Here is a 24,254-nt window from a genome sequence, read left to right as displayed (position 1 = left end):
CTCCACTGGACCCGCCGCATGATCGAGATCCGCAAGCAGAATCCTGCCTTCGGACTGGGGTCCTACACCGAACTGCAGTCGTCGAACCCGGCGGTCCTCGCCTTCCTGCGCGAGTACGAGGACGACCTCGTCCTCTGTGTGCACAACTTCTCGCGGTTCGCGCAGCCCACCGAGCTGGACCTCAGGCGGTTCACCGGACGGCATCCGGTCGAGCTGTTCGGCGGGGTGCGCTTCCCGGCGATCGGCGAGCTGCCGTACCTGCTGACCCTGGCGGGCCATGGCTTCTACTGGTTCCGGCTGCGCAAGGAAGGCGCATAGAAGCCCGGGTGGGGCGGTTTCCCCCGCCCCACCCGGGGCACGCAACAGTAACCACCCCGACGACCCGGGGAAAGGACGTGACGCCATGGCGGATACGGTCACCCCATCCGGCACCACCACAAGTCCCGGCCAGATCCTCGCGTCGCTCGATCCACTGCTGCGCGAGTGGCTGCCGAGGCAGCGCTGGTTCGCGGGCAAGGGACGCCCGGTCACCGGCTTCACACCGGTCGCGGCCACCGAGTTGCTGCCGGCCGGCGGCCGGCTCGGCCTGTACCACCTGCTGGTCCAGGCCCACCAGCCGCCCACGCTGAGCTCCCCGCCCCACCCAGGTGACTGCTACCAGCTCCTCATAGGCGTGCGCGAGGCGCTGCCGCCCCGGCTGGCGCCCGCGCTGATCGGACATGTGGCCGAGGGGCCGCTCGCCGGGCGCACGGTGTACGACGCTCTGTACGATTCCCGGCCCGCCGAGGTGCTTCTGGAAGCCCTGCGTTCCCAGGCCCGCATCGGCGGGCTCCGTTTCGAACGGGACCCGCGCCAGGAGATCCGCGAAGGACTCGTGGCCCGCCTGATGACCGCCGAGCAGTCCAACACCTCGGTGGTCTATGGAGATACGTTCATTCTGAAGCTCTTGCGCCGGGTCGTGCCCGGCGTCAACCCCGACCTCGAGATACCCCTCGCCCTGGCTCGCGAGGGCTGCGCCCGGGTGCCCGCGCCGACCGCCTGGCTGCACGCCCAGCTGGACGGCGACTCCTATGTCCTCGGCGTTCTCCAGCCCTTCGTGCGGGGCGCGGCCGACGGCTGGGAGCTGGCGCTGCGCGAGCTGGCCAAGGGCGAGGACTTCGCCGCCGACGCCCGCGCGCTGGGCCGGGCCACCGCCGAGGTGCACACCGCGCTCGCCCGCGCCCTGCCCACCGTCACCCTGGGCCACAGCCAGCTGCGGGTCCTGGTCGACGGCATGGTGGAGCGGCTGGAGGCGGCCGTACAGGCGGTGCCCGCGCTCGGGCCGTACGAGACCGGGCTGCGCTCCGCCTTCGAGGCGCTGGCCGACCTGGCCGCCGAGGGCCGCACCTGGACCGCCCAGCGCGTCCACGGCGACCTGCACCTGGGCCAGTGCTTGCGCTCGCCGTCCGGCCAGTGGTCGCTGATCGACTTCGAGGGCGAACCGGCCCGGCCGCTGGCCGAGCGGCGCATGCCGCAGCCGCCCGTGCGGGACATCGCCGGGATGCTCCGCTCCTTCGACTACGCGGCGCACTCCGTGACCCCGCCCGCGCCGGGCTGGGCTACGGCGTGCCGGGCCGCCTACTGTTCGGGTTACGCCGAGGTGGCGGGCACCGACCCGCGCACCGATCCCGTAATGCTGCGCGCCCACGAAACCGACAAGGCGATCTACGAGGTCGTCTACGAGGCCCGGCACCGCCCCGACTGGCTGCCCGTACCGCTGTCGGCGGTCCACCGCCTCGCCACGTCCGACCTGACCTGACCCTCGCCCGGGAGACGCGTCCGTGACGTCCAAGAAGTCAGCGCCCGACAAGACCAAGTCCGCCAAGAACAAGACCGCAAAGCCCGCCACGCCCGCCAAGAAGCCGGCCGCTTCCCAGACCACACCGCCTGAGGTCAAGAAGGTGCCCGCGCCCGCGCTCTCGCCCGAGGCCGCCGTCTCCCCCGCCCTCGACGCCTCCGACCGCGAGCGGCTGCTCAGCGGCACCCATCACGACCCGCACGGGGTCCTCGGCGCCCACCCGGTGCCCGGCGGGATCGCCTTCCGGGCCTTCCGCCCGTACGCCCGGTCCGTCACCGTGGTCTCCGGCGACCTGCGGACCGAACTGCACGACGACGGCGAGGGTTTCTTCTCCGGGCTGCTCCCGCTGCGCGAGATCCCGGAATACCGGCTGCTGGTGGCGTACGAGGGGAACGTCCACGAGACCGAGGACGCCTACCGCTTCCTGCCCACGCTCGGCGATCTCGACCTGCACCTGATCGGCGAAGGCCGGCACGAGCAGCTGTGGCAGGCGCTGGGCGCGCACCCGACCACCCACCAGGGCGTGACCGGCACCCGCTTCGCGGTGTGGGCGCCGAACGCACGGGGCGTGCGGCTGGCGGGCAGCTTCAACTTCTTCGACGGCACCGGCCACCCGATGCGCTCGCTCGGCTCCTCCGGGGTGTGGGAGCTGTTCGTGCCGGGGCTCGGTGAGGGCGAGCTGTACAAGTTCGAGATCACCCGCCCGGACGGCTCCCGTACGCTGCGCGCCGACCCGCTGGCCCGGCGCACCGAGGTCCCGCCCGCCACCTCGTCGATCGTGACGGCCTCGCACCACGAGTGGGGCGACGAGGAGTGGCTGGCCCACCGCGCGGACACGCCGGTGCACGAGGCGCCGTTCTCGGTGTACGAGATCCACCTGCCCTCCTGGCGTCCCGGCCTCACCTACCGGCAGCTCGCCGAACAGCTCCCCGCCTACGTCAAGGACCTCGGCTTCACCCACGTCGAGCTGATGCCGGTCGCCGAGCACCCCTTCGGCGGCTCCTGGGGCTACCAGGTCACCGGGTTCTACGCGCCGACGGCCCGCCTGGGCACCCCGGACGACTTCAAGTACCTGGTGGACGCGCTGCACCAGGCCGGGATCGGCGTGCTGATGGACTGGGTGCCCGCGCACTTCCCGCGCGACGACTGGGCGCTGGCCGAGTTCGACGGCCGCCCGCTGTACGAACACTCCGACCCGCTGCGCGCCGCGCACCCCGACTGGGGCACCCTGGAGTTCGATTTCGGCCGCCGCGAGGTGCGCAACTTCCTGGTCGCCAACGCCGTGTACTGGTGCGAGGAGTTCCACATCGACGGGCTGCGGGTGGACGCCGTCGCCTCCATGCTCTACCTCGACTACTCCCGCGAGCCGGGCCAGTGGACGCCGAACGAGCGCGGCGGCCGGGAGAACCTGGACGCGGTGGCCTTCCTGCAGGAGATGAACGCCACCGTGTACCGGCGCTGCCCGGGCGTGGTGACCGTCGCCGAGGAGTCGACGGCGTGGGACGGCGTGACGCGGCCCACGCACCACAAGGGGCCGAGCGGCTTCGGCGGCCTGGGCTTCGGGCTGAAGTGGAACATGGGCTGGATGCACGACTCGCTTCAGTACATGAGCCACGAGCCGGTCCACCGCACGTACCACCACGGCGAGCTGACCTTCTCGATGGTGTACGCCTACAGCGAGAACTACGTCCTGCCGATCTCCCACGACGAGGTGGTCCACGGCAAGCGGTCCCTCGTGTCGAAGATGCCGGGCGACTGGTGGCAGCAGCGCGCCAACCACCGCGCCTACCTGGGCTTCATGTGGTCCCACCCGGGCAAGCAGTTGCTGTTCATGGGCCAGGAGTTCGCCCAGGGCGCCGAATGGTCCGAGGCGCACGGCCCCGACTGGTGGCTCCTCGACCCCGCCTACGGCGCCGAGTCCGACCACCGCGGCGTCCGTGACCTGGTCCGCGACCTGAACACGGTGTACCGGCACACCCCGGCCCTGTGGCAGCGCGACACCGACCCGTCCGGCTTCCAGTGGATCGTCGGGGACGCGGCCGACGACAACGTGCTGGCCTTCCTCCGGTACGACGCGGAGGGCACGCCCCTGCTGGCGGTCTCCCACTTCTCCACGGTCGGCCGCCACGACTACCGGCTCGGCGTCCCCGACGACTTCCCGGCCTGGCACGAGGTCCTCAACACCGACGCGGCCCGCTACGGCGGCAGCGGCGTCACCAACCCCGACCCGGTCAAACCGGAGGCCACCGCGTGGCACGGCCGCCCGGCGAGCATCCGGCTGACCCTGCCACCACTGGCCACGGTGTGGCTGCGGCCGGCCTAGACGGGGTCTGGTGACCCTGCGTGGGCACGTGCACGCAGGATCACCGGACGTCTGTTGAATCTTGGTGAACCCGTGTTACGAGAGCGCCGCAGCGAGAGGCTTCGGCAACTCCTCGGTGTGCAGCACGCCGAGCCGCTGGGTGGCCCGGGTCAGGGCCACGTACAGGTCGCTGGTGCCGTACCGCCCGGGCTCGACGACGAGTACGGAGTCGAACTCGAGCCCCTTGGACTGGCGGGGGTCGAGCAGGACGACCGTGCGGGTGAGATCGGGTTCCGCGCCCGCCGTGACCCCGTCCAGCCGGGCCGCCAGCCGGCGGTGCAGCTCGCGCGGGGCGATCACCGCCAACCGGCCCTCGGCGGGGGTGAGTTCGGCGACCGCCTCGGCCACCGCGCCGGGCAGGTCGTCGTATGCGCGCCGTGCCCAGGGCTGTACTCCGGTCGAGCGGACCGAGCTCGGCGGGTCGAAGTCCGGGTTCTCGGCGCGGACCACGGCCGCCGCGACGTCCATGATCTCGGACGGGGTGCGGTAGTTGACGCCGAGGCGGGTGTGCTCCCAGCGGTCCTCGACGTACGGCTGGAGGATGTCCGCCCAGGAGCCGACGCCCGCCGCCTCCGCGGTCTGCGCCGGGTCGCCGACCAGGGTCATCGAGCGGGTGGGGCTGCGGCGCATCAGCAGCCGCCACGCCATCGGCGACAGCTCCTGCGCCTCGTCGACGATGATGTGCCCGAACGCCCAGGTCCGGTCGGCCGCCGCGCGCTCGGCGGCGCTGCGGTGGTCGTCCTCCTCGTGCCGCTCGGCGAACCGCTCGGCGTCGATGATGTCGTGCGCGGACAGCACCTCGGACGACTCCGGGTCGCTGTCCTCCTTGTCCTCGAACTCGTACGTCCGGGAGGCGTACGACACGTCGAGCACGCCCTGCGCGTAGGCGATCTGCGCCTCCCGCTCCCGCTCCGCGCGGGCCCGGGCCACCCGGTCGTCCTCGCCGAGCAGTTCGGCAGCCTCGTCCAGCAGCGGCACGTCCGCCACCGTCCAGGCCCGCGTCACCGGGCGCCGGATGGCGTCGGCGTCCGCTTCGGACAGGTACCCGTCCGGCTCGGCGAGGAAGTCCGCGACCAGCCGTCGCGGAGTCAGCCGCGGCCACAACCGGTCGATGGCGGACCAGACTTCGGGGTTCTCGGCGAGTTCGTCGCGGATCTGGGTGATGTCGCCGGCGTCGAGCAGGTTGGTGCCGTCGTACGGGTCGGTGCCGATGCGCTCGGCGACCATGTCGGTGAGCGTGTTGAGGATGTGCCCCTCGAAGTGCTCGCGGGCGGCGTTGTGCGGCAGCTTGGCGGCCCGGGTGCGTTCGCGGGCCATGTTGACCAGGCCGTCGTCGAGCATCAGCACCTCGCGGTCGTGCTCGATGGCGATCACCGGGTCGGGCAGCGCCTGCCGGTCCCGGACGACGGCGGCGAGCACGTCGGCCATGTCGGCGCGGCCCTTCACGGCCGCCGCCTCGGGAGTGTCGGCGGCCGTCGCCTTCACGCCGGGGAACAGTTCGCCGACCGTCGCCAGCAGCACGCCGGTCTCGCCGAGGGAGGGCAGCACCTCGCCGATGTAGCCGAGGAAGGCGGGGTTGGGGCCGACGATCAGCACGGCCCGCTTGGCGAGCAGCTCCCGGTGCTCGTAGAGGAGATAGGCCGCCCGGTGCAGGGCGACGGCCGTCTTGCCGGTGCCGGGGCCGCCCTCGACCACCAGAACCCCGCGGTGCGGTGCCCGGATGATGCGGTCCTGGTCGGCCTGGATGGTCTGCACGATGTCGCTCATGCGGCCGGTGCGGGCGGAGTTGAGCGCGGCCAGCAGCACGGCGTCGCCGCTCGGGTCCTCGTGGCCGGTGCGGGTGGCGTCACCGAGGTCGAGGATCTCGTCGTGCAGGGAGGTGACGCGCCGGCCGTCGGTGGCGATGTGCCGGCGCCGGCGCAGCCCCATCGGGGTGTGGCCGGTGGCCAGGTAGAAGGGGCGGGCGACGTCGGCCCGCCAGTCGATGAGGACCGGGGTGCGCTCGGCGTCGTCCTTGCGCAGGCCGATCCGGCCGATGTGGTGACTGGTGCCGGAGGTGAGGTCGATACGGCCGAAGCAGAGCGAGCCGTCCACCGCGTTCAGCGCGGCGAGCAGCCCCGACCGCTCGGCGACCAGGATGTCCCGCTCCAGGCGGGCCTGCATGGGCTTGTCGCCCTGGGCGAGCGCGTCCGTGACGGAGGTCTCGGTGTCGCCGCGCAGGGCGTCCACGCGTGCGTACAGTCCGTCGATGAATTCCTGTTCGTGCCGCAATTCATCGTCTGGAAATTCGGTGTTTGACAATTCCGCTCCCGCCCGGATATACTGTGCTCACTGAACTTCTCCGTGACCTCATTCACCTGAAGTCGCGAACCATTGAATATACGCAAAGAAATCCCCCGAGCGCAATTGCTCGGGGGATTTCTTCTTGGCCCGGACCGGGGTTACAGCACGTCGGACAGCTCCTCCAGGAGCCTGCGCTTCGGGCGCGCCCCCACCATCGACTTCACCGGCTCCCCGCCGCGGAAGACCATCAGGGTCGGCGTCGACAGCACGCCGTAGGCGATCGTGGTCTGCGGATTCCGGTCCACGTCCAGCTGGACGATCCTCAGCCGGTCGCCCTCCTCGAAGGCGATGTCCTTCAGCACCGGCGCCAGCTGCCGGCACGGCCCGCACCAGTCGGCCGTGAACTGCACCAGCACCGGCAGTTCGGCGCCGATCACCTCGGTCTGGAAATTGTCGTCCGTCACCTCGTCGAGGCCGCTCACTTTGGTCACCGTATCCGCCCTCCCAGTTCGCACCCGGGTTCCGGACCCCCCGGAACCAGCGCCTCGGCGGCCAGCTCGTCCCTGGCCCGCTCCGCCCGCGCCAGCTGCCCGGCGACCTTCTCCCGGACCGCCGTCAGCTCGCCGATGAGCCCGTCGAGCTCGGCCAGCTTGCGCCGGTAGACCGCGAGCGACGCCGGGCACGAGTCGCCCTCCGGGTGACCGGCCCGCAGGCACTCCACGAACGGCCGCGTCTCCTCCAGCTCGAACCCGAAGTCCTGCAGCGTCCGGATCTGCGTGAGCAGCCGCAGGTCGTGCTCGTCGTAGGTGCGGTGGCCGTGGTCGTCGCGGCGCGCGGGCAGCAGCCCGCGCGCCTCGTAGTACCGCAGGGTGCGCGTGGTGGTCCCGGCCCGTGCGGCCAGCTCGCCGATTCGCATACCTGCGACCGTAGGCCTTGACGCCGACGTCAACGCAAGCACCTCCAGGTGCACGGTGTCGGTGACGGCCACCTAGAGGATCCAGCAGTCCTCACCGACGACGTGGTGCGCCCCGGTGATCTCCGGGCGGTCGAGCAGCGCCAGGGTCCGGGGGTGTTTCAGTGTGCAGCCGCCGTGCGGGTTGACCCGTACGAACGCAGCCTGATCCGCCCGCCGGTCTGCAGGAGGTCGAGGATCTGCCGGCCCAGCGCGTCGAAGGCCACCCGCGGTGATCGGCGGCAACGCGTGGGCGGGCCCCCGTCAGATCACCCCCGCCGACTCCTCCACCTCCAGCAGCGACGCGCTGTGCCGCTCCTCCTCGAAGACCTTCCGGCCACCCCGCAGCCCGAACAGCCGCTTGGTGAGGGCGATGTAGAGGACGGCAAGGATGTTGAGGACGAGGGTGGCGATCTTCAGCCAGCTGATGTGCTCGGTGAGTTCGTAGATCTCCAGGGGGAGGAACGCGGCGGTGGCGACCACCGTGAGGTACTCCGCCCAGCGCTTGGCGTACCACAGGCCGACCGCCTCGACGAGCTCGATCAGCGCGTACACCAGCAGCAGCGCGGCCACCAGCACCAACGTGGAGTGCTTGTAGCCGAAGACCTTCTGGATGGAGCCGACCACCGGCGAGTGGTCGAGGTCGTAGTGGAAGTGCCTGAAGACCGGGCGGAAGACATCCAGGTACTCGTTGAACAGCCGCCGCACCGCGTCCTGGCTGTTGCTGAACTTCCACACCGCGACCGCGACCAGCACGATGAACACGCCGCGCACGGCCCGCTCGACCGCCAGGAACCGCAGGACGAACAGATCCCGCAGCACCTTCCCGCGCGGCACCAGCGGAGCGTCGGCGGCCGGCCCCGAGCCGTGCGGCTCGCCGAGCACGAAGTCACCGCAGCGCAGACAGCGCCACACGTCCCCCAGTGCGGTCTGGGCGTGCAGCCGCAGCCGCAGCCGCGGGTCGTCCGGCGCGTACGTCACATGCCCCTTGCGGGAGCAGGTCCGCCGGTCCCAGTCGATCTTCATCCCCCGTGCCTCCATACGAACTTGAGCGGCTCACGAACACCAGAACGTGCCGCTCCGGTTGATCCGGACACGGCACGTTAGTGGATGCGGATGAGCGACGGGCGTGGGGGCCCCCGGTCAGCGCGCCCCGCTGCCCACCAGCTCCTTCTCCTCATCGGCCGGTGCCTCCCGCGCGGCGGCCTCCCGGCGCGGCGGCAGCACCGCCACCAGGACCGTGCCGACGCCCAGGATCACCGCGCCGGGGAGGCGAGCTGAGCGGCCTGCCCGGGGTCGCTCGCCCGCGCGGCCTGGGCCGCGACCTGCCGCGCCTTCTCCCCGACGCCCTGCGCGACCGCGTACCCGGCGCCGGCGGAGTCCTGCGCGGTGCCCAGGGCGCTCGCCGGAGGCCCGCTGCCGGCGGGTGGCGTCCGTGCGGTGGTCGGTCCGCGGGTCTGCTGACAGCACAGGAGGCGGGCCGCTCCGCCGCGGCCAGTGTCCTGAACGCGGCGGGCGTGCCCGCCTCGTCGCCCACCGTGGTGGCGAGGATGAGCGAGTACATCGCAAAGAGGGGTCTCCGGGCGGCTGAGCCCACGGGGGAGTCTCAGCCGCCCGGAGACGGTGGGCCGGGCGCCCGGCCCGGGTTCAGGCGGGGCCGGACGCCCGGGGCGGGCGGGGGCCGTCAGGCCTTGGCCAGCTCCTTCTCGCCGTCCTGGCGCGGCGCGGGCAGCTCCTCCGCCGGAGCGGCGGCCTGACCCTCGTCCAGCAGGGTTGTCTCGTCGAACGGCAGCTCACCGGCGAGCACCTGGCGCACGCGGTCCCGGTCGATCTCCTTCGTCCAGGTGCCGATCAGGACGGTGGCGACGGCGTTGCCCGCGAAGTTCGTCAGGGCGCGGGCCTCGCTCATGAAGCGGTCGATGCCGACGATCAGGCCGACGCCGTCGACCAGCGCGGGCTTGTGCGACTGCAGGCCACCGGCCAGCGTGGCCAGGCCGGCGCCGCTGACGCCCGCCGCGCCCTTGGAGGCGAGCAGCAGGAAGAGCAGCAGCGGGATCTGCTCGCCGACGGACATCGGCGTGCCCAGGGCGTCGGCGACGTACAGCGACGCCATGGTCATGTAGATCATCGTGCCGTCGAGGTTGAAGGAGTAGCCGGTCGGGACGGTGATGCCGACCACCGGCTTGCTGACGCCCAGGTGCTCCATCTTCGCGATCAGCCGCGGCAGCGCGGACTCGGAGGAGGAGGTGGACAGGATCAGCAGGAACTCCCGGCCCAGGTACGTGAACAGCGAGAAGATGTTCAGTCCGGTGATGACCCGCAGCAGCGTGCCGAGCACGACGAAGACGAACAGGACGCAGGTCACGTAGAAGCCGAACATCAGCACGGCGAGGCTCTTCAGCGCGTCCGGACCGGCCGAGCCGACCACCGCGGCGATGGCGCCGAAGGCACCGATCGGAGCGGCCCACATCACCATGGACAGGATGCGGAAGACGAGCCGCTGGATGTGCTCGACACCGCGCAGCACCGGCTGGCCGGCCGGACCCATCGCCTGCAGCGCGAACCCGGCGAGCAGCGCGACCAGCAGGGTCTGCAGCACCTGTCCCTCGGTGAAGGCGGAGACGAAGGTCACCGGGATGATCGACAGTACGAAGTCGACCGGCGGCAGCGCGTCGCTGGACACCTGGGCGTGCCCGGTCGCCTTGAGCGCGTTGGTCAGGTGCAGCCCGTCACCCGGGTGCAGCACGTTGCCGACGACGAGACCGATGGTCAGCGCGACCAGCGACATCACGGTGAAGTAGCCGAGCGCGATACCGCCGACGGCACCGACCTTGGCGGCCTTCCGGACGGACCCGATCCCGAGCACGATCGTGCAGAAGATGATCGGCGAGATCATCATCTTGATCAGGTTCACGAAGCCGGTACCCAGCGGCTTGAGCTCGACACCGGTGTCGGGCCAGATCAGACCCACCGCGATGCCGAGGGCCACCGCGACGATCACGGCGATGTACAGGTAGTGGGTACGGTCCCGCTTCACAGCGGGTGCGGCAGGTGCCGTATCGGGAGTGCTGGCGGCCACGGCTGCCCTCCTTGACGTTTTCGTCGGCAAACACCGGCGTGCGGCTCACGTCCGGGCTTTGCAGGGGAATGCCGTGAGCATCTCCCGCCCTGTGAGGGCGGTCACCCTTCCGTTCATTTAGTTCACACTTGACTCGGAGGCAGACTGACGACATGCGTGTTCCAGCCATCCCGAGGCCCCGCAGCCTGGCCGGCCAGCTGTTCGCCATGCAGGCCGTGCTGATCGCGGTGGTCGTGGCCGGATACGCGCTGTTCATGTACGTCAACGACCGCGACCAGGCCGAGGACGCGGCGACCAGCCAGGCCAGGGCGGTGGCCCGCTCGGTCGCGGACGCCCCCTCCGTGCGGGAGGCGATCGGCACGGCGGATCCGACGGCCCGGCTGCAGCCGTACGCGCTGCGGGTCCAGCGGGACACCGGCGTCGACTTCGTCACGATCATGAACCCGCAGGGCATCCGCTGGACCCACCCCGACCGGACGCAGATCGGCAAGCGCTTCCTCGGCCACATCGGCCCCGCCCAGCACGGCCGCACCTTCACCGAGACGTACACCGGCACGCTCGGCGCCTCCGTCCGCGCCGTCACCCCGGTGTGGAACGGCAACCGGGTCGTCGGCCTGGTGAGCGCCGGCATCCGGGTCGAGGCGATCAGCAAGCGGGTGGCGGATCAGGTGACGGCGTTGCTCGGCGTGGCGGCGAGCGCCCTGGCCCTGGGCGCCGTCGGCACGTACGTCGTCAACGCCCGCCTGCGCCGCCACACCCACGGCATGAACGCCACCGAGCTCAGCCACATGCACGACTACCACCAGGCCGCGCTGCACGCGGTGCGCGAGGGGCTGCTGATGCTGGACGGACAGTATCGGGTGGCACTGATCAACGACGGCGGACGGGAGCTGCTGGGGGTCGGCCCGGAGGAGGTGGTGGGCCGGTCGGTCGCGGATCTCGGCCTGCCCGCACCCCTGACGGGAGCGCTGCTGGCCTCGGAGCCACGGGTGGACGAGGTACACCTGACGGCGGACCGGGTGCTGGTGGTGAACACGTCACCGGTGTCGGGCGGGGAGCGCCGGGGCACGGTGGTGACGCTGCGCGACGTGACCGAACTCCAGTCCCTCATGGGCGAGTTGGACTCCGAACGCGGCTTCACGCAGGCGCTGCGCTCGCAGGCGCACGAGGCCGCGAACCGCCTCCACACGGTGGTCTCACTGATCGAGCTGGGCCGCGCGGAGGAGGCCGTGGACTTCGCCACGGCGGAACTGGAACTGGCCCAGGCCCTGACCGACCAGGTGGTCGCGGCGGTGAGCGAGCCGGTGCTGGCGGCCCTGCTGCTCGGCAAGACGGCCCAGGCCAACGAGCGGGGCGTGGAGCTGGTGGTCTCGGACGACAGCCGCCTGGACGACGGCCTGCTCCCGGAGAGCCTGTCGGCGCGGGACCTGGTGACCATCCTGGGCAACCTGATCGACAACGCGGTGGACGCGGCGCAGGGCAGCGTGCGGGCGCGGGTGACCGTGACCGCGTACACGGAGGGTGCCGAGCTGGTGATGCGGGTCGCGGACACCGGGCCGGGGGTGGACCCCGGCCATGCGGAGCTGGTATTCCAGCGGGGCTTCTCTACCAAGCCGGCCGGACCGGGCGGGCGCGGACTCGGGCTGGCGCTGGTACGGCAGGCGGTGACGCGGCACGGGGGGACGCTGTCGGTGGCGGAAGCGGCCGGGGGCGGAGCGGAGTTCGAGGTGCGGTTGCCGTTGGGCGGTGCGGTCACCGGGGGCACGGGCGGGAGAGGTGACGTATGACGGCGACCGGGCCGGCGGAGCAGCCCATTCGCGTCCTGGTGGTGGAGGACGACCCCGTCGCGGCCGACGCGCACGTGATGTACGTCGGCCGGGTGCCGGGCTTCGTCGCGGTCGGCAAGGCCCGCACGGGCGCGGAGGCGCGGCGCCTGCTCGACCGTACGGCCGTGGACCTGCTCCTGCTGGACCTGCACCTGCCGGACGTGCACGGACTGCAGCTGGCACGCTCACTGCGGGCGGCCGGGTATCACGCGGACGTGATAGCGGTGACGTCGGCACGGGACCTGACGGTGGTGCGGGAAGGGGTCTCGCTGGGTGTCGTCCAGTACGTCCTGAAGCCGTTCACCTTCGCCACGCTGCGGGACCGGCTGATGCGGTACGCCGAGTTCCATGCGGCGGTGGGTGAGGCGAGCGGGCAGGACGAGGTGGACCGCGCGTTGGCGGTCCTGCGCGCGCCCGGGCCCGCGGCGCTTCCGAAGGGGTTGAGCGGGCCGACGCTGGAGCGGGTGACCGGGGTGCTGCGGGAGGCCGCGGAGGGGCTCACGGCGGCGGGGGTCGCTGAGGCGGTGGGGATATCCCGGATTACCGCTCGGCGGTATCTGGAGCACTTGGTGGAGGGGGCCCGGGCTGAGCGGAAGCCGGTGTACGGGCAGGTGGGGAGGCCTGAGCTGGTCTATCGGTGGGTGAGTGGGGTGGAGAAGGGCCGGTAAGGGCGGCGAGGCGCCGTGAGGGCTGGGCTCCCGCCGCTCACCCCGCGCCGCTCACCGCCCGGAACGGCACGGCGTACAGCACGATGTGCGCTCCCAGCCCCACGACCGCGAGCGCCTCGACCACCGAGAGGACCAACAGCCCCGGCGAGGTCCCGCCCCCCGCCCAGTACACGACGAGCGCACTGAGCGGTACGACGCAGAAGGCGAGCAGGTCGACCAGGCACTGCACGACCTTGCGGGAGCAACGGCGTGCGTCTCCCCGGTGCGCGGCCTCCCACCGGAAGACGGCCGCCTCCTCCGCGCCGGCGACCGCGGCGAGCCGAGGCGCCAGCTCCTCCCGCACGTAGGCCCCGATCGCCGAGATCTTCTGGTCGTTGACGAGGTACGTCCACCCGAGGACCACGCACACCGGCGGCAAGGCGAGCAGCATCGACGCCTGCTTCGCCTGGGCCGTGGCGGCGACGACGGCGGCGACGACGGTGAGGGTGACGTAGAGGAGGTTGTCGCGAAAGCCGATACGGCTTTTCTGCTCGTCCTTGACGGTCTGGTACTCGGTGAGCAGCAACTGCCCCACGGTGACGTTTCGTTCGGGCACTGGAACCCCTTCCCCCGGCAGTACCTTAAGAGTGTGCCGGAGCCGCAGCCCACCGTCCTCGTCCTGACCGCGCTCCCGTTGGAGTACGCGGCTGTGCGTGCCCATGTGGAGCACCGGCGGGAAGACGTCCATCCCACCAACGGAACGCAGGTCGAACTGGGGCGGCTGCCCGGCACGCCCTGGCAGGTCGCCATCGGCGAGCTGGGCGAGGGGGCCAGGGCCACCGCCGCGCTCACCGCTTCGCTCATCGACTGGCTGCGCCCGCAGGCGGTTGTCTTCGCCGGGGTCGCCGGCAGCCTGAAAGACGACATCGTCATCGGCGATGTCGTCGTGGGCACGAAGGTGTACGGCATCCACGGCGCCAAACTGACTCCCGGCGGGCCGCTGGTCCGTCCCGAGGCGTGGTCCGGGTCGAACGCGCTGGTGCAGGCGGCCCGTTCGGCTGTACGCGACATGGCCGGCGTACGGGCGCACTTCAAGCCGATCGCCACCGGGGACGTGGTCCTCGCGGACGCCGGGTCGGAGATCGCCCGGTACATCCGGGAGCACTACAACGACGCCGCCGCCATCGAGATGGAGGGGTCCGGGGCGGCCCACGCGGCGCACCTGAGCGGGCAGGTGGACGCCCTCGTCGTCCGGGGCATCAGCGACCGGACCGACGAGCGGAAGTCCGCGGCGGACGCCGGGGGTTCGCAGGAGCGGGCTGCCGCGCAGGCGGCTTCGGTGACGGTGGGGGCGCTGCGGAAGTATCGGCCGAGGGGCGGCAGCGGGGGTTCCGCCGATTCCGAGGAGAATCCCCAGGCGGTCTACGGGGGTGACCACATCGACTTCCGGGGCGGGACCTTCTACGGGCCGGTCATCGGGAAGCAGACCGGACGGCAGTGAACGGTCAACCCGGCCAGACGCATTGACCTGACCGGACCACCGCTCATACCTTCACACGGCAACCACCCCGGCCACACCCCACAGTGCGCCCGCAGGAGGTCATGCCCGTGCGTCCCACCGCCGCCTTAACCGCCCTCCTCACCGCCACCCTCGCCGCATCCGCCCTCACCGCCTGCGGCACCGGATCCGGCAGCAGCCCCGACACCGTCAAGGTCTCCTTCAAGCAGTCGACGGACAACTCCGTCAAGGTGATGGACACCTACCTCGCCGGCATCAAGAAGCAGTTCGAGAAGGAGCACCCCGGCAAGAAGGTCCGGCTCGTCCCCATCAAGGCCCCGGACTCGGAGTACTACACCAAGCTCCAGCAGATGCTCCGCTCCCCCAGAACGGCCCCCGACCTGGTCTACGAGGACACCTTCCTCATCAACTCCGACATCACCAGCGGGTACTTGAAGCCCCTCGACCCCTACCTCGCCAAGTGGAAGGACTGGAGCCGGTTCATCGGCACGGCGAAGTCCGCGGCGAAGGGCGAGGACGGGAAGACGTACGGCGTCCCGGACGGCACCGACACCCGGGGGCTCTGGTTCGACAAGCGGATCTTCGACAGGGCCGGTCTTCCCGCCGACTGGCAGCCGAAGACCTGGGACGACGTCCTCGCCGCCGCCCGCACCATCAAACAGAAAGTCCCCGACGTCACCCCTCTCAACGTCTACACCGGCAAACCCGCCGGCGAAGCCGCCACCATGCAGAGTTTCGAGATGCTGCTCTACGGCACCGGTGACGGCAGGACAGACCCCCTGTACGACAAGACGACCAAGAAGTGGGTCTCCGGCAGCCAGGGCTTCAAGGACGCCCTCACCTTCGTCGAGACCGTCTACAAGGAGAAACTCGGCCCCGACGTCTCCGACGCCCTCGACCCCAACTTCAGCACCAGCGTCCGCGGTGAACTCCTCCCCCAGGGCAGACTCGGAATCGACCTCGACGGCTCCTGGCTGCCGCAGGACTGGCTCCCCGGCAGCGGCCACGCATGGCCCGACTGGTCCAAGCGGCTCGGCCTCGCCTGCATGCCCACCCAGCACGGCCAGGCCCCCGGCAAGGTGAGCATGTCCGGCGGCTGGACCTGGTCGATCCCCGCGAAGGCAGCCAACCCCGGCCTCGCCTTCGACTTCATCAAGACCATGCAGACGAAGGCGAACGCCCGGAAGTGGTACATCGCCAACTCCGGCATCGCGGTCCGCGAGGACGTCGCGAACGACCCCGCGTACGCCACCGCCCAGCCCGGCCTCAAGTTCTTCACGGACCTGGTCGCCGGCACCCACTACCGACCCGCCTACCCGGCGTACCCGAAGGTCTCCACCGCCGTCCAGGAGGCGATGGAGAGCGTTACCACCGGTGACGCCTCCGTCGAGAAGGCGGCGAGCGCGTACGACGAGGAGCTGAAGCAGGTCACCGGCGGCCAAGTGGTCCAGAAGTGACCGCGCGCCGTCTGCTCCGCGCCCTCCCCCTCACCCCGGCCCTCACCCTCCTGCTCCTCTTCCTCGCCGGCCCCATCGCCTACTGCGTCTACATCGCCTTCACCGACCTCCAGCTGACCGGCCAGGCCCACGCCTCCTTCGTCGGCTTCGACAACTTCCGTACGGCCTTCAAGGACGAGGCGTTCCGCAACGCGGTGTGGCTGACCCTGGTCTTCACGGTCCTGTCGTCCCTCGTCGGCCAGAACACCCTGGGCCTGGCCCTGGCCGCGCTGATGCAGCGCGCGTCGAAGCCCGTCCGTACGCTCACCGGCGGAATCGTGATCACGGCGTGGGTGCTGCCGGAGGTGGTGGCGGGCTTCCTGCTCTACGCCTTCTTCCGCCGCGAGGGCACCCTGAACGCCATACTGGACGCGCTCCGTCTCCCGCGCCAGAACTGGCTGTTCACGCTCCCGGTCCTGGCCGTGTCGTTCGCGAACGTCTGGCGGGGCACGGCCTTCTCGATGCTCGTGTACTCGGCGGCGCTGAACGAGATTCCCGGGGAGATCACGGAGGCCGCCGAGGTCGACGGCGCGGGCGGCTGGCGCCGCATGTGGCACATCACGCTTCCGATGATCCGCCGGTCCATCGCCACGAACCTGATGCTCAACACGTTGCAGACCCTGTCGGTCTTCGGGCTGATCTGGGTGATGACGAGGGGCGGGCCGGGGGACAAGAGCCAGACCCTCCCCCTCTTCATGTATGAACAGGCGTTCCAGAAGAGCATGATCGGCTACGGCACGGCGGTGGCTCTGCTGCTCCTCGTGGTCGGCTCCGTGTTCTCCGCCGTGTATCTGCGTCTGCTTCGGGCGGAGGTCTGAGGATGGCCCGCCGTCGCCGTACGTCCCGTCGCCCGGCCGCCGACGCGGGTCTCCTGCTCGTCGCCGCCGCCTTCGCACTCCCCCTGGCGTGGGTGGTCCTGTCCTCACTGGACGCGCACGCGGACCTCCGGGTGAAGGTCCCGGACGGCGTGACCCTGGACAACTACGACGCCGTACTGACGCCTGACATCACCCTCACGCCCCTGCTCAACAGCCTGATCCTGTGTGGCGGCGGGACACTGCTGACGGTGGTGTGCGCGACGCTGGCCGCGTATCCGTTGTCGCGCTTCCGGTCGCGGCTCAACCGGCCGTTCCTGCTGACGATCCTCTTCGCGACGAGTCTGCCGATCACGGCGATCATGGTTCCGGTGTACGCGCTGTTCGTGCGGGTGAATCTGATCGACACCATGCAGGGCACGATCTTCTTCTTCGCCGCGTCCCAACTGCCGTTCGCCGTCTGGTTGATGAAGAACTTCATGGACGGTGTACCGAAGGAACTGGAGGAGGCCGCCTGGACGGACGGGGCCGGGGTCCTTCAGTCGCTGGTACGGATCGTGCTGCCGTTGATGGGGCCGGGGGTCGCCGTGGTCACCGTCTTCTCGTTCGTGATGATGTGGGGCAACTTCTTCGTCCCCTTCATGCTGCTGCTCACGCCTGAGCAGATGCCGGCGTCCGTGAGCATCAACGAGTTCTTCGGGAATCGGGGGATGGTGGTGTACGGGCAGCTGGCGGCGTTCTCGGTGATCTATTCGACGCCGGTGATTTTGCTGTACGTGCTGGTGGCTCGGCGGGTGGGCGGGGGGTTTGCGTTGGGTGGGGCGGTCAAGGGGTGAGGGGAGGCTTGGACAAGTACCGAGCCCACGTGGACCGGATGGAATCCGCCTCCCTCTCGCCCGCCGCATCACACGGCTTCGTCCAGGCCGGCCGAGCCGGCCATCTCCTCTGACCGCCCGCCTCCGCACAGGTGTCACCACAGCACCCTGAAGATCATCACCACGCCGGCGAACAGCCAGAAGAAGGACCCGCCGACGAGCACGAAGACTCTGCCCACCACGAACGGCAGCCAGTCCGCGTGGACGGCACGCGTGGGCAGGTGCGGGTCGTACGCCAACTGGACGCGCTGGAGTCTTCGCTTGCAGGTGTACGTGTGGACGGCGCCGTCGGCGTCGACGTACTCGTACACGACCTTCTTCTTGCCCTCCGTGCCGACGGCCTCGGCAAGGACGGTGATGCCGCGCCGGCCCAGCAGGATCCGGCGGAAGGTCTCCTGCACGCCCGTGGCGAGCATGCCGAGGCCGAGCGTGAGGGGCACCAGGCCGGTGATCACTCCGACGACCCGCGTACCGTGCGTGAGGGCCACCCATACGACGTAACCGAGGAAGGCAAGCAGCAAGACGACGGCCAGGGCCATGAGCCCGGAAAGGCCCCGGTCACGCGGTGATCTCGGGTCGGTGACCACGGCACGGCCCGCCGGGTCCTGCTCGTCGGGGAGCACGGCGGTCAGGGCGGCGACGAAGGCGGTGGTGGCCGTCGGGTTGCCGCCCTCGACTCGGTGGGCCGTGCCGTCGGTGAGCACGATTTCGACGGTCCGCGCCTCGGCGGCCCGGACCTCCTGAATCGCCGAGAGCGGGATGTCGACCTGGTGGTCGGAGCGGTCGATGTGCACGCTGTTGGAGTCGAACGTCGCTTGAGACGCCTCGGCCGTTGAGAATCTGAGACATGACCGGACGACAACCGGGCTCACCGAAAGGTTGTCCCGCGCGAGGCCCCCCACCTGCCAGGAGGGCGAACGTACAGATTGCGCCGCCGCTTTCCCCCGCCACCGCGTCGGCGCGAGGCATACGCATCGCCCCGGGGGCATCCGGCCGAGTCGGCGAGCAGGCTCGCGCATATGCCCCCTTACCTTGCCCTTAGCCGAACCCGCGGCGCCGGAACGATCAATTCCAGCCACCCGTACCACCCGGCCGGGACCGTACGTTCCTACGATCCGTAATCCTGGCCGAACAGACCGTAGTCACCGCGTCTCCGCGCCCCCTACGGTGAGCCGCGTGCGCCGACCTTCGACCCGAGCGGACCAGCCAGGCCCCCCGTTCAACGCCCCCGCCGCCCGGAAACTCCGTGCCGCCCTCGGTATGGGCCCCGAGCATGTCGCCTACGGCATGCGCGCCTCGTACGGTCTGCCGTACGTCACCCCGGATCTCGTGGTCGCCTGGGAGCGCGGGGTCGCCTCGCCCAGCAGTCCCGAGCTCACCGCGCTCGCGGGCGTGCTGTGGTGTTCCCCGGGTGAGCTCATCGGCAAGCCGCGGACACTGCGGGAGCACCGGGTCGCCCGGGGGCTCGCCGCCGAGGACGTCGCCCGTACCGTCGGGCTGGAACTCCTCGCCTACCTGCACATGGAGGAGAACGACGAGTGGCGCGGCACCGACCGGCAGTCCGCCGCCCTGGCCGGTCTGCTGGAACTGTCGCTGCCCGACTTCGTCACCATCAGCGGACGGGGGCCGAAGCTGGCGGAGCTGCTGCGCAGCGCGGTGACCACCCGCTGGCAGGCCTACGTCCGTCCGGTCGCCCGCATGGTGCCGCTGGACCGGCGTCTGCTGGCGGCCACGCTCCAGGAGTTGCACCGTGACTACCAGGAGCAGATGGTGGCCACGCTGACCTGGGGCGGCACCGGCGCGGCGGAGGATTCGAAGGGCAACGGACGCGACTTCCTCGACCGGATCGTGGAGCACTTCTGGTCGCGGGTCGAGGCCAGTACCGCCTGAAAAGCAACCGCCTGGTGACGAACCGCCTAGAAGACCGACTCCGCCTCGTCCATCCTGTCCTTCGACACCGTCTTCAGCTCGGTCACCGCCTCCGCCAGCGGCACCATCACGACCTCCGTCCCGCGCAGGGCCGTCATCCTGCCGAACTCGCCCCGGTGCGCGGCCTCCACCGCGTGCCAGCCGAAACGGGTGGCGAGGACGCGGTCGTACGCGGTCGGGCTGCCGCCGCGCTGGACGTGGCCGAGGATGACCGGCTTGGCCTCCTTGCCGAGGCGGCGCTCCAGCTCGTAGGCCAGTGCCGTGCCGATGCCCTGGAAGCGCTCGTGGCCGAACTGGTCGATCTCGCCCTTGCTGTAGTCCATCGTGCCCTCGGCGGGGTGGGCGCCCTCGGCGACGCACACGACCGCGAACTTCTTGCCGCGGGCGAAGCGCTCCTCGACCATCTTGACCAGGTCGGCGGGGTCGAAGGGGCGCTCGGGCAGGCAGATGCCGTGGGCTCCGGCGGCCATGCCGGACTCCAGGGCGATCCAGCCCGCGTGGCGGCCCATGACCTCGACCACCATCACCCGCTGGTGGGACTCGGCCGTGGTCTTGAGGCGGTCCATCGCCTCCGTGGCGACGCCCACCGCCGTGTCGAAGCCGAAGGTGCGGTCGGTGGAGGAGATGTCGTTGTCGATCGTCTTCGGGACGCCCACGACCGGCAGGCCCGCGTCGGACAGCATGCGGGCCGCCGTCAGCGTGCCCTCGCCGCCGATCGGGATCAGGGCGTCGATGCCGAACTCGGCGACCATGTCGGTGGCCCGTTCGCACGCCTCGCGCAGCCGGTCGCGCTGGAGGCGGGAGGAGCCGAGGATGGTGCCGCCGCGGGCCAGGATGCCGCTGACCGCGTCCAGGTCGAGGGTGCGGTAGTGGCCGTCGAGCAGACCCCGGTAGCCGTCCTCGAAGCCGATCACCTCGTCGCCGTACTGTGTGACCGCTCGGTGCACGACCGACCGGATCACGGCGTTCAGGCCGGGGCAGTCGCCGCCTGCGGTGAGAACTCCGATGCGCATCGTGCTGTGTCTCCTGCTCGCTGTGGGTACCGGTGAGCCAGTCCGATTGTTTCATGTCCCCAGATGCGCCGCCCCTTCCCTCCTGACGCGCCACTGACGGGCGCCTTACCTAGCCTCAGGGGTATTGTCAAGAGGGTTCTGCTCACCTCGGTGGGCGATTTTTCTGAGCCCGAGACGGACCATGAGACGGAGAGGGAGAACACGCGTGACGCGCAGCGTGTACGTGACCGGGATCGACCGCGGCGACGGCCGCCAGGTCGTCGAGCTGGGGGTCATGGAGCTGCTGACCCGGCAGGTCGACCGGGTCGGCGTGTTCCGGCCACTCGTCCACCACAGCCCCGACCGTCTGTTCGAGCTGCTGCGGGCGCGCTACCGGCTGTCCCAGGACCCGGCGACCGTGTACGGCATGGACTACCACGAGGCGTCCGCGCTCCAGGCCGAGCAGGGCACGGACGAGCTGGTGTCCATCCTGGTCGACCGCTTCCACCTGGTCGCCCGTGACTACGACGTCGTCCTCGTCCTGGGCACCGACTTCGCCGACACCCTGGTCCCGGACGAGCTGTCGCTGAACGCGCGGCTGGCGAACGAGTTCGGCGCGTCCGTGATCCCGGTGGTCGGCGGCCGCAAGCAGACCACCGAGTCGGTGCTGGCCGAGACGCGGAACGCTTTCCGGGCCTACGACGGGCTGGGCTGTGACGTCCTCGCCATGGTCGCGAACCGGGTGGCCCGCGAGGACCGGGACGAGATAGCCGAGCGGCTCGCCAGCCGCCTGCCGGTGCCCTGTTACGTGATTCCGGACGAGCCCGCACTGTCCGCTCCGACCGTCTCCCAGATAGGCCAGGCCCTCGGCGCCAAGGTGCTGCTCGGGGACGACTCGGGGCTGGCCCGGGACGCGCTGGACTTCGTCTTCGGCGGCGCGATGCTGCCGAACTTCCTCGCCGCCCTGACGCCGGGCTGTCTGGTGGTCACCCCGGGCGACCGGGCCGACCTGGTCGTCGGCTCACTGGCCGCGCACAGCGCCGGCACCCCGCCGATAGCCGGCGTGCTGCTCACCCTGAACGAGCGGCCCCCCGACGAGATCCTCACCCTGGCCGCCCGCCTCGCCCCGGGCACCCCGGTCCTCTCGGTGACCGGCACCAGCTTCCCCACGGCCGAGCAGCTGTTCTCCCTGGAGGGCAAGCTGAACGCGGCCACCCCGCGCAAGGCGGAGACCGCGCTCGGCCTGTTCGAGCGGTACACCGACACCGCCGATCTCGCGAAGCGGGTCTCGGCGCCCAGCAGCGACCGGCTCACCCCGATGATGTTCGAGCACAAGCTGCTGGAGCAGGCCCGCTCCGACCGGCGGCGGGTCGTACTGCCGGAGGGCACCGAGGAGCGCGTGCTGCACGCGGCCGAGGTGCTGCTGCGCCGGGGCGTGTGCGACCTGACCCTACTGGGGCCGGTCGACCAGATCCGCAAGAGGGCCGCCGACCTCGGCATCGACCTCGGCGACACCCAGCTGATCGACCCGGCCACCTCCGAGCTGCGCGACGCCTTCGCCGAGCAGTACGCCCTGCTGCGCGCCCACAAGGGCGTGACGGTGGAGCTGGCGTACGACGTCGTCTCCGACGTGAACTACTTCGGCACGCTGATGGTCCAGGAAGGACTCGCGGACGGCATGGTGTCCGGGTCCGTGCACTCCACGGCCGCCACCATCCGGCCGGCCTTCGAGATCATCAAGACAAGGCCGGAGTCGTCGATCGTCTCGTCGGTGTTCTTCATGTGCCTCGCCGACAAGGTGCTGGTCTACGGCGACTGCGCGGTCAACCCCGACCCGAACGCCGAGCAGCTGGCCGACATCGCCATCCAGTCCGCGTCCACCGCCCAGCGGTTCGGTGTCGAGCCGCGGATCGCGATGCTGTCGTACTCGACGGGTACGTCCGGTTCGGGCGCCGACGTCGACAAGGTGCGCGAGGCGACCGAGCTGGCCCGTACGCGGCGGCCCGATCTGAAGATCGAGGGGCCGATCCAGTACGACGCGGCCGTGGAGCCCTCGGTCGCGGCCACCAAGCTGCCCGGCTCCGAGGTCGCGGGGCAGGCCAGCGTGCTGATCTTCCCCGACCTCAACACCGGCAACAACACCTACAAGGCCGTGCAGCGCTCGGCCGGCGCGATCGCCGTCGGCCCGGTCCTGCAGGGCCTGCGCAAGCCGGTCAACGACCTGTCCCGGGGCGCGCTCGTCCAGGACATCGTCAACACCGTCGCCATCACGGCGATCCAGGCACAGACCCCGAGCGAGAAGGCAGCCGCCCAGTGACCTCCCACCCGTCGCCCGCCACCGCCCTGTCCGACGAGCTGCGCCCGGTCCCCCTCGCGTCCCGGGTCCTCGTCCTCAACTCGGGCTCGTCGTCGGTGAAGTACCAGCTGCTCGACATGCACCACGGCATCAGGCTCGCGGTCGGTCTGGTCGAGCGCATCGGCGAGCAGTCCTCCCGGCTCCAGCACTCCCCGGGCGGCGGGAAGTCCCGCGAGTGGACCGGCCCGATCGCCGACCACGACGCCGCTCTGAAAGCCGTCGCGGAGGAGCTGGCCAAGGACGGCCTGGGCCTGGACTCGCCCGAGCTCGCCGCCATCGGGCACCGGGTGGTGCACGGCGGGAAGCACTTCACCGAGCCGACCGTGATCGACGCCGCCGTGCTCGCCGAGATCGAGCGCCTGATACCCGTGGCCCCGCTGCACAACCCGGCCAACCTCACGGGCATCCGCACGGCCCAGGCGCTGCGCCCCGACCTGCCCCAGGTCGCGGTCTTCGACACCGCCTTCCACACGACCATGCCGGAGGCGGCCGCCCGCTACGCCATCGACGTCGAGACCGCCGACGAGCACCGCATCCGCCGCTACGGCTTCCACGGCACCTCGCACGCCTACGTCTCGCGCGCCACCGCCGAACTGCTCGGCAGGAAGCCGGAGGACGTGAACGTGATCGTGCTGCACCTGGGCAACGGGGCGTCCGCCTCGGCCGTGCGGGGCGGGAAGTGCGTGGACACCTCCATGGGGCTGACGCCTTTGGAGGGTCTGGTGATGGGTACGCGCTCGGGAGACGTGGACCCGGCCGTCATCTTCCATTTGATGCGTGTCGGGGGAATGTCCGCCGACGAGATCGACACTCTCCTCAACAAGAAGAGCGGTCTGATCGGACTGTGCGGCGACAACGACATGCGGGAGATCCGCCGTCGGATCGACGAGGGGGACGAACAGGCCCGACTCGCCTTCGACATCTACATTCACCGCTTGAAGAAGTACATCGGCGCCTATTACGCGGTGCTCGGGACGGTGGACGCGGTCGCCTTCACAGCGGGGGTCGGGGAAAACGCGAGTCCGGTGCGGGAGGCTGCCGTGGCGGGCCTGGAGGAGCTGGGCCTTGTGGTGGACGCCGAGCTGAACGCCGTACGCGGCGACCAGCCGCGGCTGATCTCGCCGGAGTACGCGCGGGTGGCCGTCGCCGTGGTGCCGACCGACGAGGAACTGGAGATTGCCACACAGACCTACGCACTGGTCGAGAAGAACAGCTGAGTAATACACGGCAGTAACACGCCTGAGCGCAGAGCCGCCCACTTGTATCTTCCGCCAGACGGAATATTC

20 protein-coding genes are annotated in these 24,254 nt (G+C 70.7%); 12 read left to right on the top strand and 8 right to left on the bottom strand.

Annotated elements, in window-relative coordinates; all coding sequences use genetic code 11:
* From ACIBBH_RS35415 to glgB, 3 genes are all read left to right on the top strand, one after another.
* On the top strand, nucleotides 1–318 hold a 318-nt coding region (locus ACIBBH_RS35415; RefSeq protein ID WP_399411882.1), incomplete at its 5' end, for an alpha-glucosidase C-terminal domain-containing protein.
* Between the two features lie 85 nt (nucleotides 319–403).
* The gene (locus ACIBBH_RS35410) at nucleotides 404–1,798 is read left to right on the top strand and encodes a phosphotransferase (protein WP_399411880.1); all 1,395 of its coding nucleotides are present in this window, start codon (nucleotides 404–406) and stop codon (nucleotides 1,796–1,798) included.
* A gap of 22 nt (nucleotides 1,799–1,820) precedes the next feature.
* Nucleotides 1,821–4,160, top strand: a complete 2,340-nt coding sequence (gene glgB, locus ACIBBH_RS35405) for a 1,4-alpha-glucan branching enzyme (RefSeq protein WP_399411878.1) — start codon at nucleotides 1,821–1,823, stop codon at nucleotides 4,158–4,160.
* Nucleotides 4,161–4,235: 75 nt separating this feature from the next.
* Here the strand turns inward: glgB and ACIBBH_RS35400 are convergent, their stop codons facing one another.
* The 5 genes from ACIBBH_RS35400 to ACIBBH_RS35380 form a co-directional block, all read right to left on the bottom strand.
* Nucleotides 4,236–6,470 (bottom strand): HelD family protein, encoded by a 2,235-nt coding sequence (locus ACIBBH_RS35400; RefSeq protein ID WP_399411876.1) that lies wholly within the window; start codon nucleotides 6,468–6,470, stop codon nucleotides 4,236–4,238.
* Between the two features lie 170 nt (nucleotides 6,471–6,640).
* Nucleotides 6,641–6,973, bottom strand: coding sequence for a thioredoxin (gene trxA, locus ACIBBH_RS35395; RefSeq protein ID WP_399411874.1), 333 nt, complete (start codon nucleotides 6,971–6,973; stop codon nucleotides 6,641–6,643).
* Entirely contained in the window at nucleotides 6,970–7,398 is a 429-nt protein-coding gene (locus ACIBBH_RS35390) for a MerR family transcriptional regulator (RefSeq protein WP_399411873.1), read from the bottom strand. The genes trxA and ACIBBH_RS35390 overlap by 4 nt, the downstream gene beginning before the upstream one ends.
* A 300-nt stretch (nucleotides 7,399–7,698) precedes the next feature.
* Complete coding sequence (locus tag ACIBBH_RS35385) at nucleotides 7,699–8,460, bottom strand: DUF2127 domain-containing protein (RefSeq protein WP_399411871.1); 762 nt, start codon at nucleotides 8,458–8,460, stop codon at nucleotides 7,699–7,701.
* A gap of 658 nt (nucleotides 8,461–9,118) precedes the next feature.
* The gene (locus tag ACIBBH_RS35380) at nucleotides 9,119–10,513 is read right to left on the bottom strand and encodes a cation:dicarboxylate symporter family transporter (RefSeq protein ID WP_399411869.1); all 1,395 of its coding nucleotides are present in this window, start codon (nucleotides 10,511–10,513) and stop codon (nucleotides 9,119–9,121) included.
* A gap of 152 nt (nucleotides 10,514–10,665) precedes the next feature.
* Between ACIBBH_RS35380 and ACIBBH_RS35375 the strand changes: the two genes are divergently transcribed.
* Both ACIBBH_RS35375 and ACIBBH_RS35370 read left to right on the top strand, forming a co-directional pair.
* Nucleotides 10,666–12,300 carry an ATP-binding protein gene (locus ACIBBH_RS35375; RefSeq protein WP_399411867.1) on the top strand — a complete coding sequence of 545 codons (1,635 nt, stop codon included), beginning with the start codon at nucleotides 10,666–10,668 and terminating at the stop codon, nucleotides 12,298–12,300.
* Entirely contained in the window at nucleotides 12,297–13,007 is a 711-nt protein-coding gene (locus ACIBBH_RS35370; RefSeq protein WP_399411865.1) for a response regulator, read from the top strand. Before ACIBBH_RS35375 ends, ACIBBH_RS35370 begins: the two co-directional genes overlap by 4 nt.
* A gap of 37 nt (nucleotides 13,008–13,044) precedes the next feature.
* On the opposite strand, the gene ACIBBH_RS35365 is transcribed toward ACIBBH_RS35370, so the two are convergent.
* Nucleotides 13,045–13,602: a hypothetical protein gene (locus ACIBBH_RS35365; protein WP_399411863.1), complete on the bottom strand. Its 558-nt coding sequence runs from the start codon at nucleotides 13,600–13,602 to the stop codon at nucleotides 13,045–13,047.
* 33 nt (nucleotides 13,603–13,635) lie between these two features.
* Between ACIBBH_RS35365 and ACIBBH_RS35360 the strand changes: the two genes are divergently transcribed.
* The 4 genes from ACIBBH_RS35360 to ACIBBH_RS35345 all read left to right on the top strand — a co-directional run bounded on the left by ACIBBH_RS35360 (nucleotide 13,636) and on the right by ACIBBH_RS35345 (nucleotide 17,652).
* Nucleotides 13,636–14,487, top strand: coding sequence for a nucleosidase (locus tag ACIBBH_RS35360; RefSeq protein ID WP_399411861.1), 852 nt, complete (start codon nucleotides 13,636–13,638; stop codon nucleotides 14,485–14,487).
* Nucleotides 14,488–14,588: 101 nt separating this feature from the next.
* The gene (locus ACIBBH_RS35355) at nucleotides 14,589–15,962 is read left to right on the top strand and encodes an extracellular solute-binding protein (protein ID WP_399411859.1); all 1,374 of its coding nucleotides are present in this window, start codon (nucleotides 14,589–14,591) and stop codon (nucleotides 15,960–15,962) included.
* Entirely contained in the window at nucleotides 15,959–16,819 is an 861-nt protein-coding gene (locus ACIBBH_RS35350) for a carbohydrate ABC transporter permease (RefSeq protein WP_399411857.1), read from the top strand. Before ACIBBH_RS35355 ends, ACIBBH_RS35350 begins: the two co-directional genes overlap by 4 nt.
* Nucleotides 16,820–16,821: 2 nt before the next feature.
* Nucleotides 16,822–17,652, top strand: coding sequence for a carbohydrate ABC transporter permease (locus ACIBBH_RS35345; protein WP_399411855.1), 831 nt, complete (start codon nucleotides 16,822–16,824; stop codon nucleotides 17,650–17,652).
* A gap of 134 nt (nucleotides 17,653–17,786) precedes the next feature.
* Here ACIBBH_RS35345 and ACIBBH_RS35340 read toward each other — a convergent pair whose 3' ends face one another.
* A complete protein-coding gene (locus ACIBBH_RS35340) occupies nucleotides 17,787–18,485 on the bottom strand; it encodes a DUF3592 domain-containing protein (RefSeq protein ID WP_399411853.1) in 699 nt (232 codons plus the stop codon).
* Nucleotides 18,486–18,867: 382 nt separating this feature from the next.
* Between ACIBBH_RS35340 and ACIBBH_RS35335 the strand changes: the two genes are divergently transcribed.
* Entirely contained in the window at nucleotides 18,868–19,581 is a 714-nt protein-coding gene (locus ACIBBH_RS35335; RefSeq protein ID WP_399411851.1) for a helix-turn-helix domain-containing protein, read from the top strand.
* Between the two features lie 26 nt (nucleotides 19,582–19,607).
* Here ACIBBH_RS35335 and ACIBBH_RS35330 read toward each other — a convergent pair whose 3' ends face one another.
* Nucleotides 19,608–20,633: an ATP-dependent 6-phosphofructokinase gene (locus tag ACIBBH_RS35330; RefSeq protein WP_399411849.1), complete on the bottom strand. Its 1,026-nt coding sequence runs from the start codon at nucleotides 20,631–20,633 to the stop codon at nucleotides 19,608–19,610.
* A gap of 205 nt (nucleotides 20,634–20,838) precedes the next feature.
* On the opposite strand from ACIBBH_RS35330, the gene pta reads away from it, so the two are divergent.
* The gene (gene pta, locus ACIBBH_RS35325; protein WP_399411847.1) at nucleotides 20,839–22,929 is read left to right on the top strand and encodes a phosphate acetyltransferase; all 2,091 of its coding nucleotides are present in this window, start codon (nucleotides 20,839–20,841) and stop codon (nucleotides 22,927–22,929) included.
* A gap of 38 nt (nucleotides 22,930–22,967) precedes the next feature.
* Complete coding sequence (locus ACIBBH_RS35320; protein WP_399411890.1) at nucleotides 22,968–24,185, top strand: acetate kinase; 1,218 nt, start codon at nucleotides 22,968–22,970, stop codon at nucleotides 24,183–24,185.
* The last annotated feature ends 69 nt before the right edge of the window (nucleotides 24,186–24,254 follow it).

The organism is Streptomyces sp. NPDC051636 (assembly GCF_044453765.1).
GTDB lineage: Bacteria > Actinomycetota > Actinomycetes > Streptomycetales > Streptomycetaceae > Streptomyces.
Note: the sequence above shows the minus strand (reverse complement) of the source record. Positions and strands in the feature narration are given on the sequence as shown.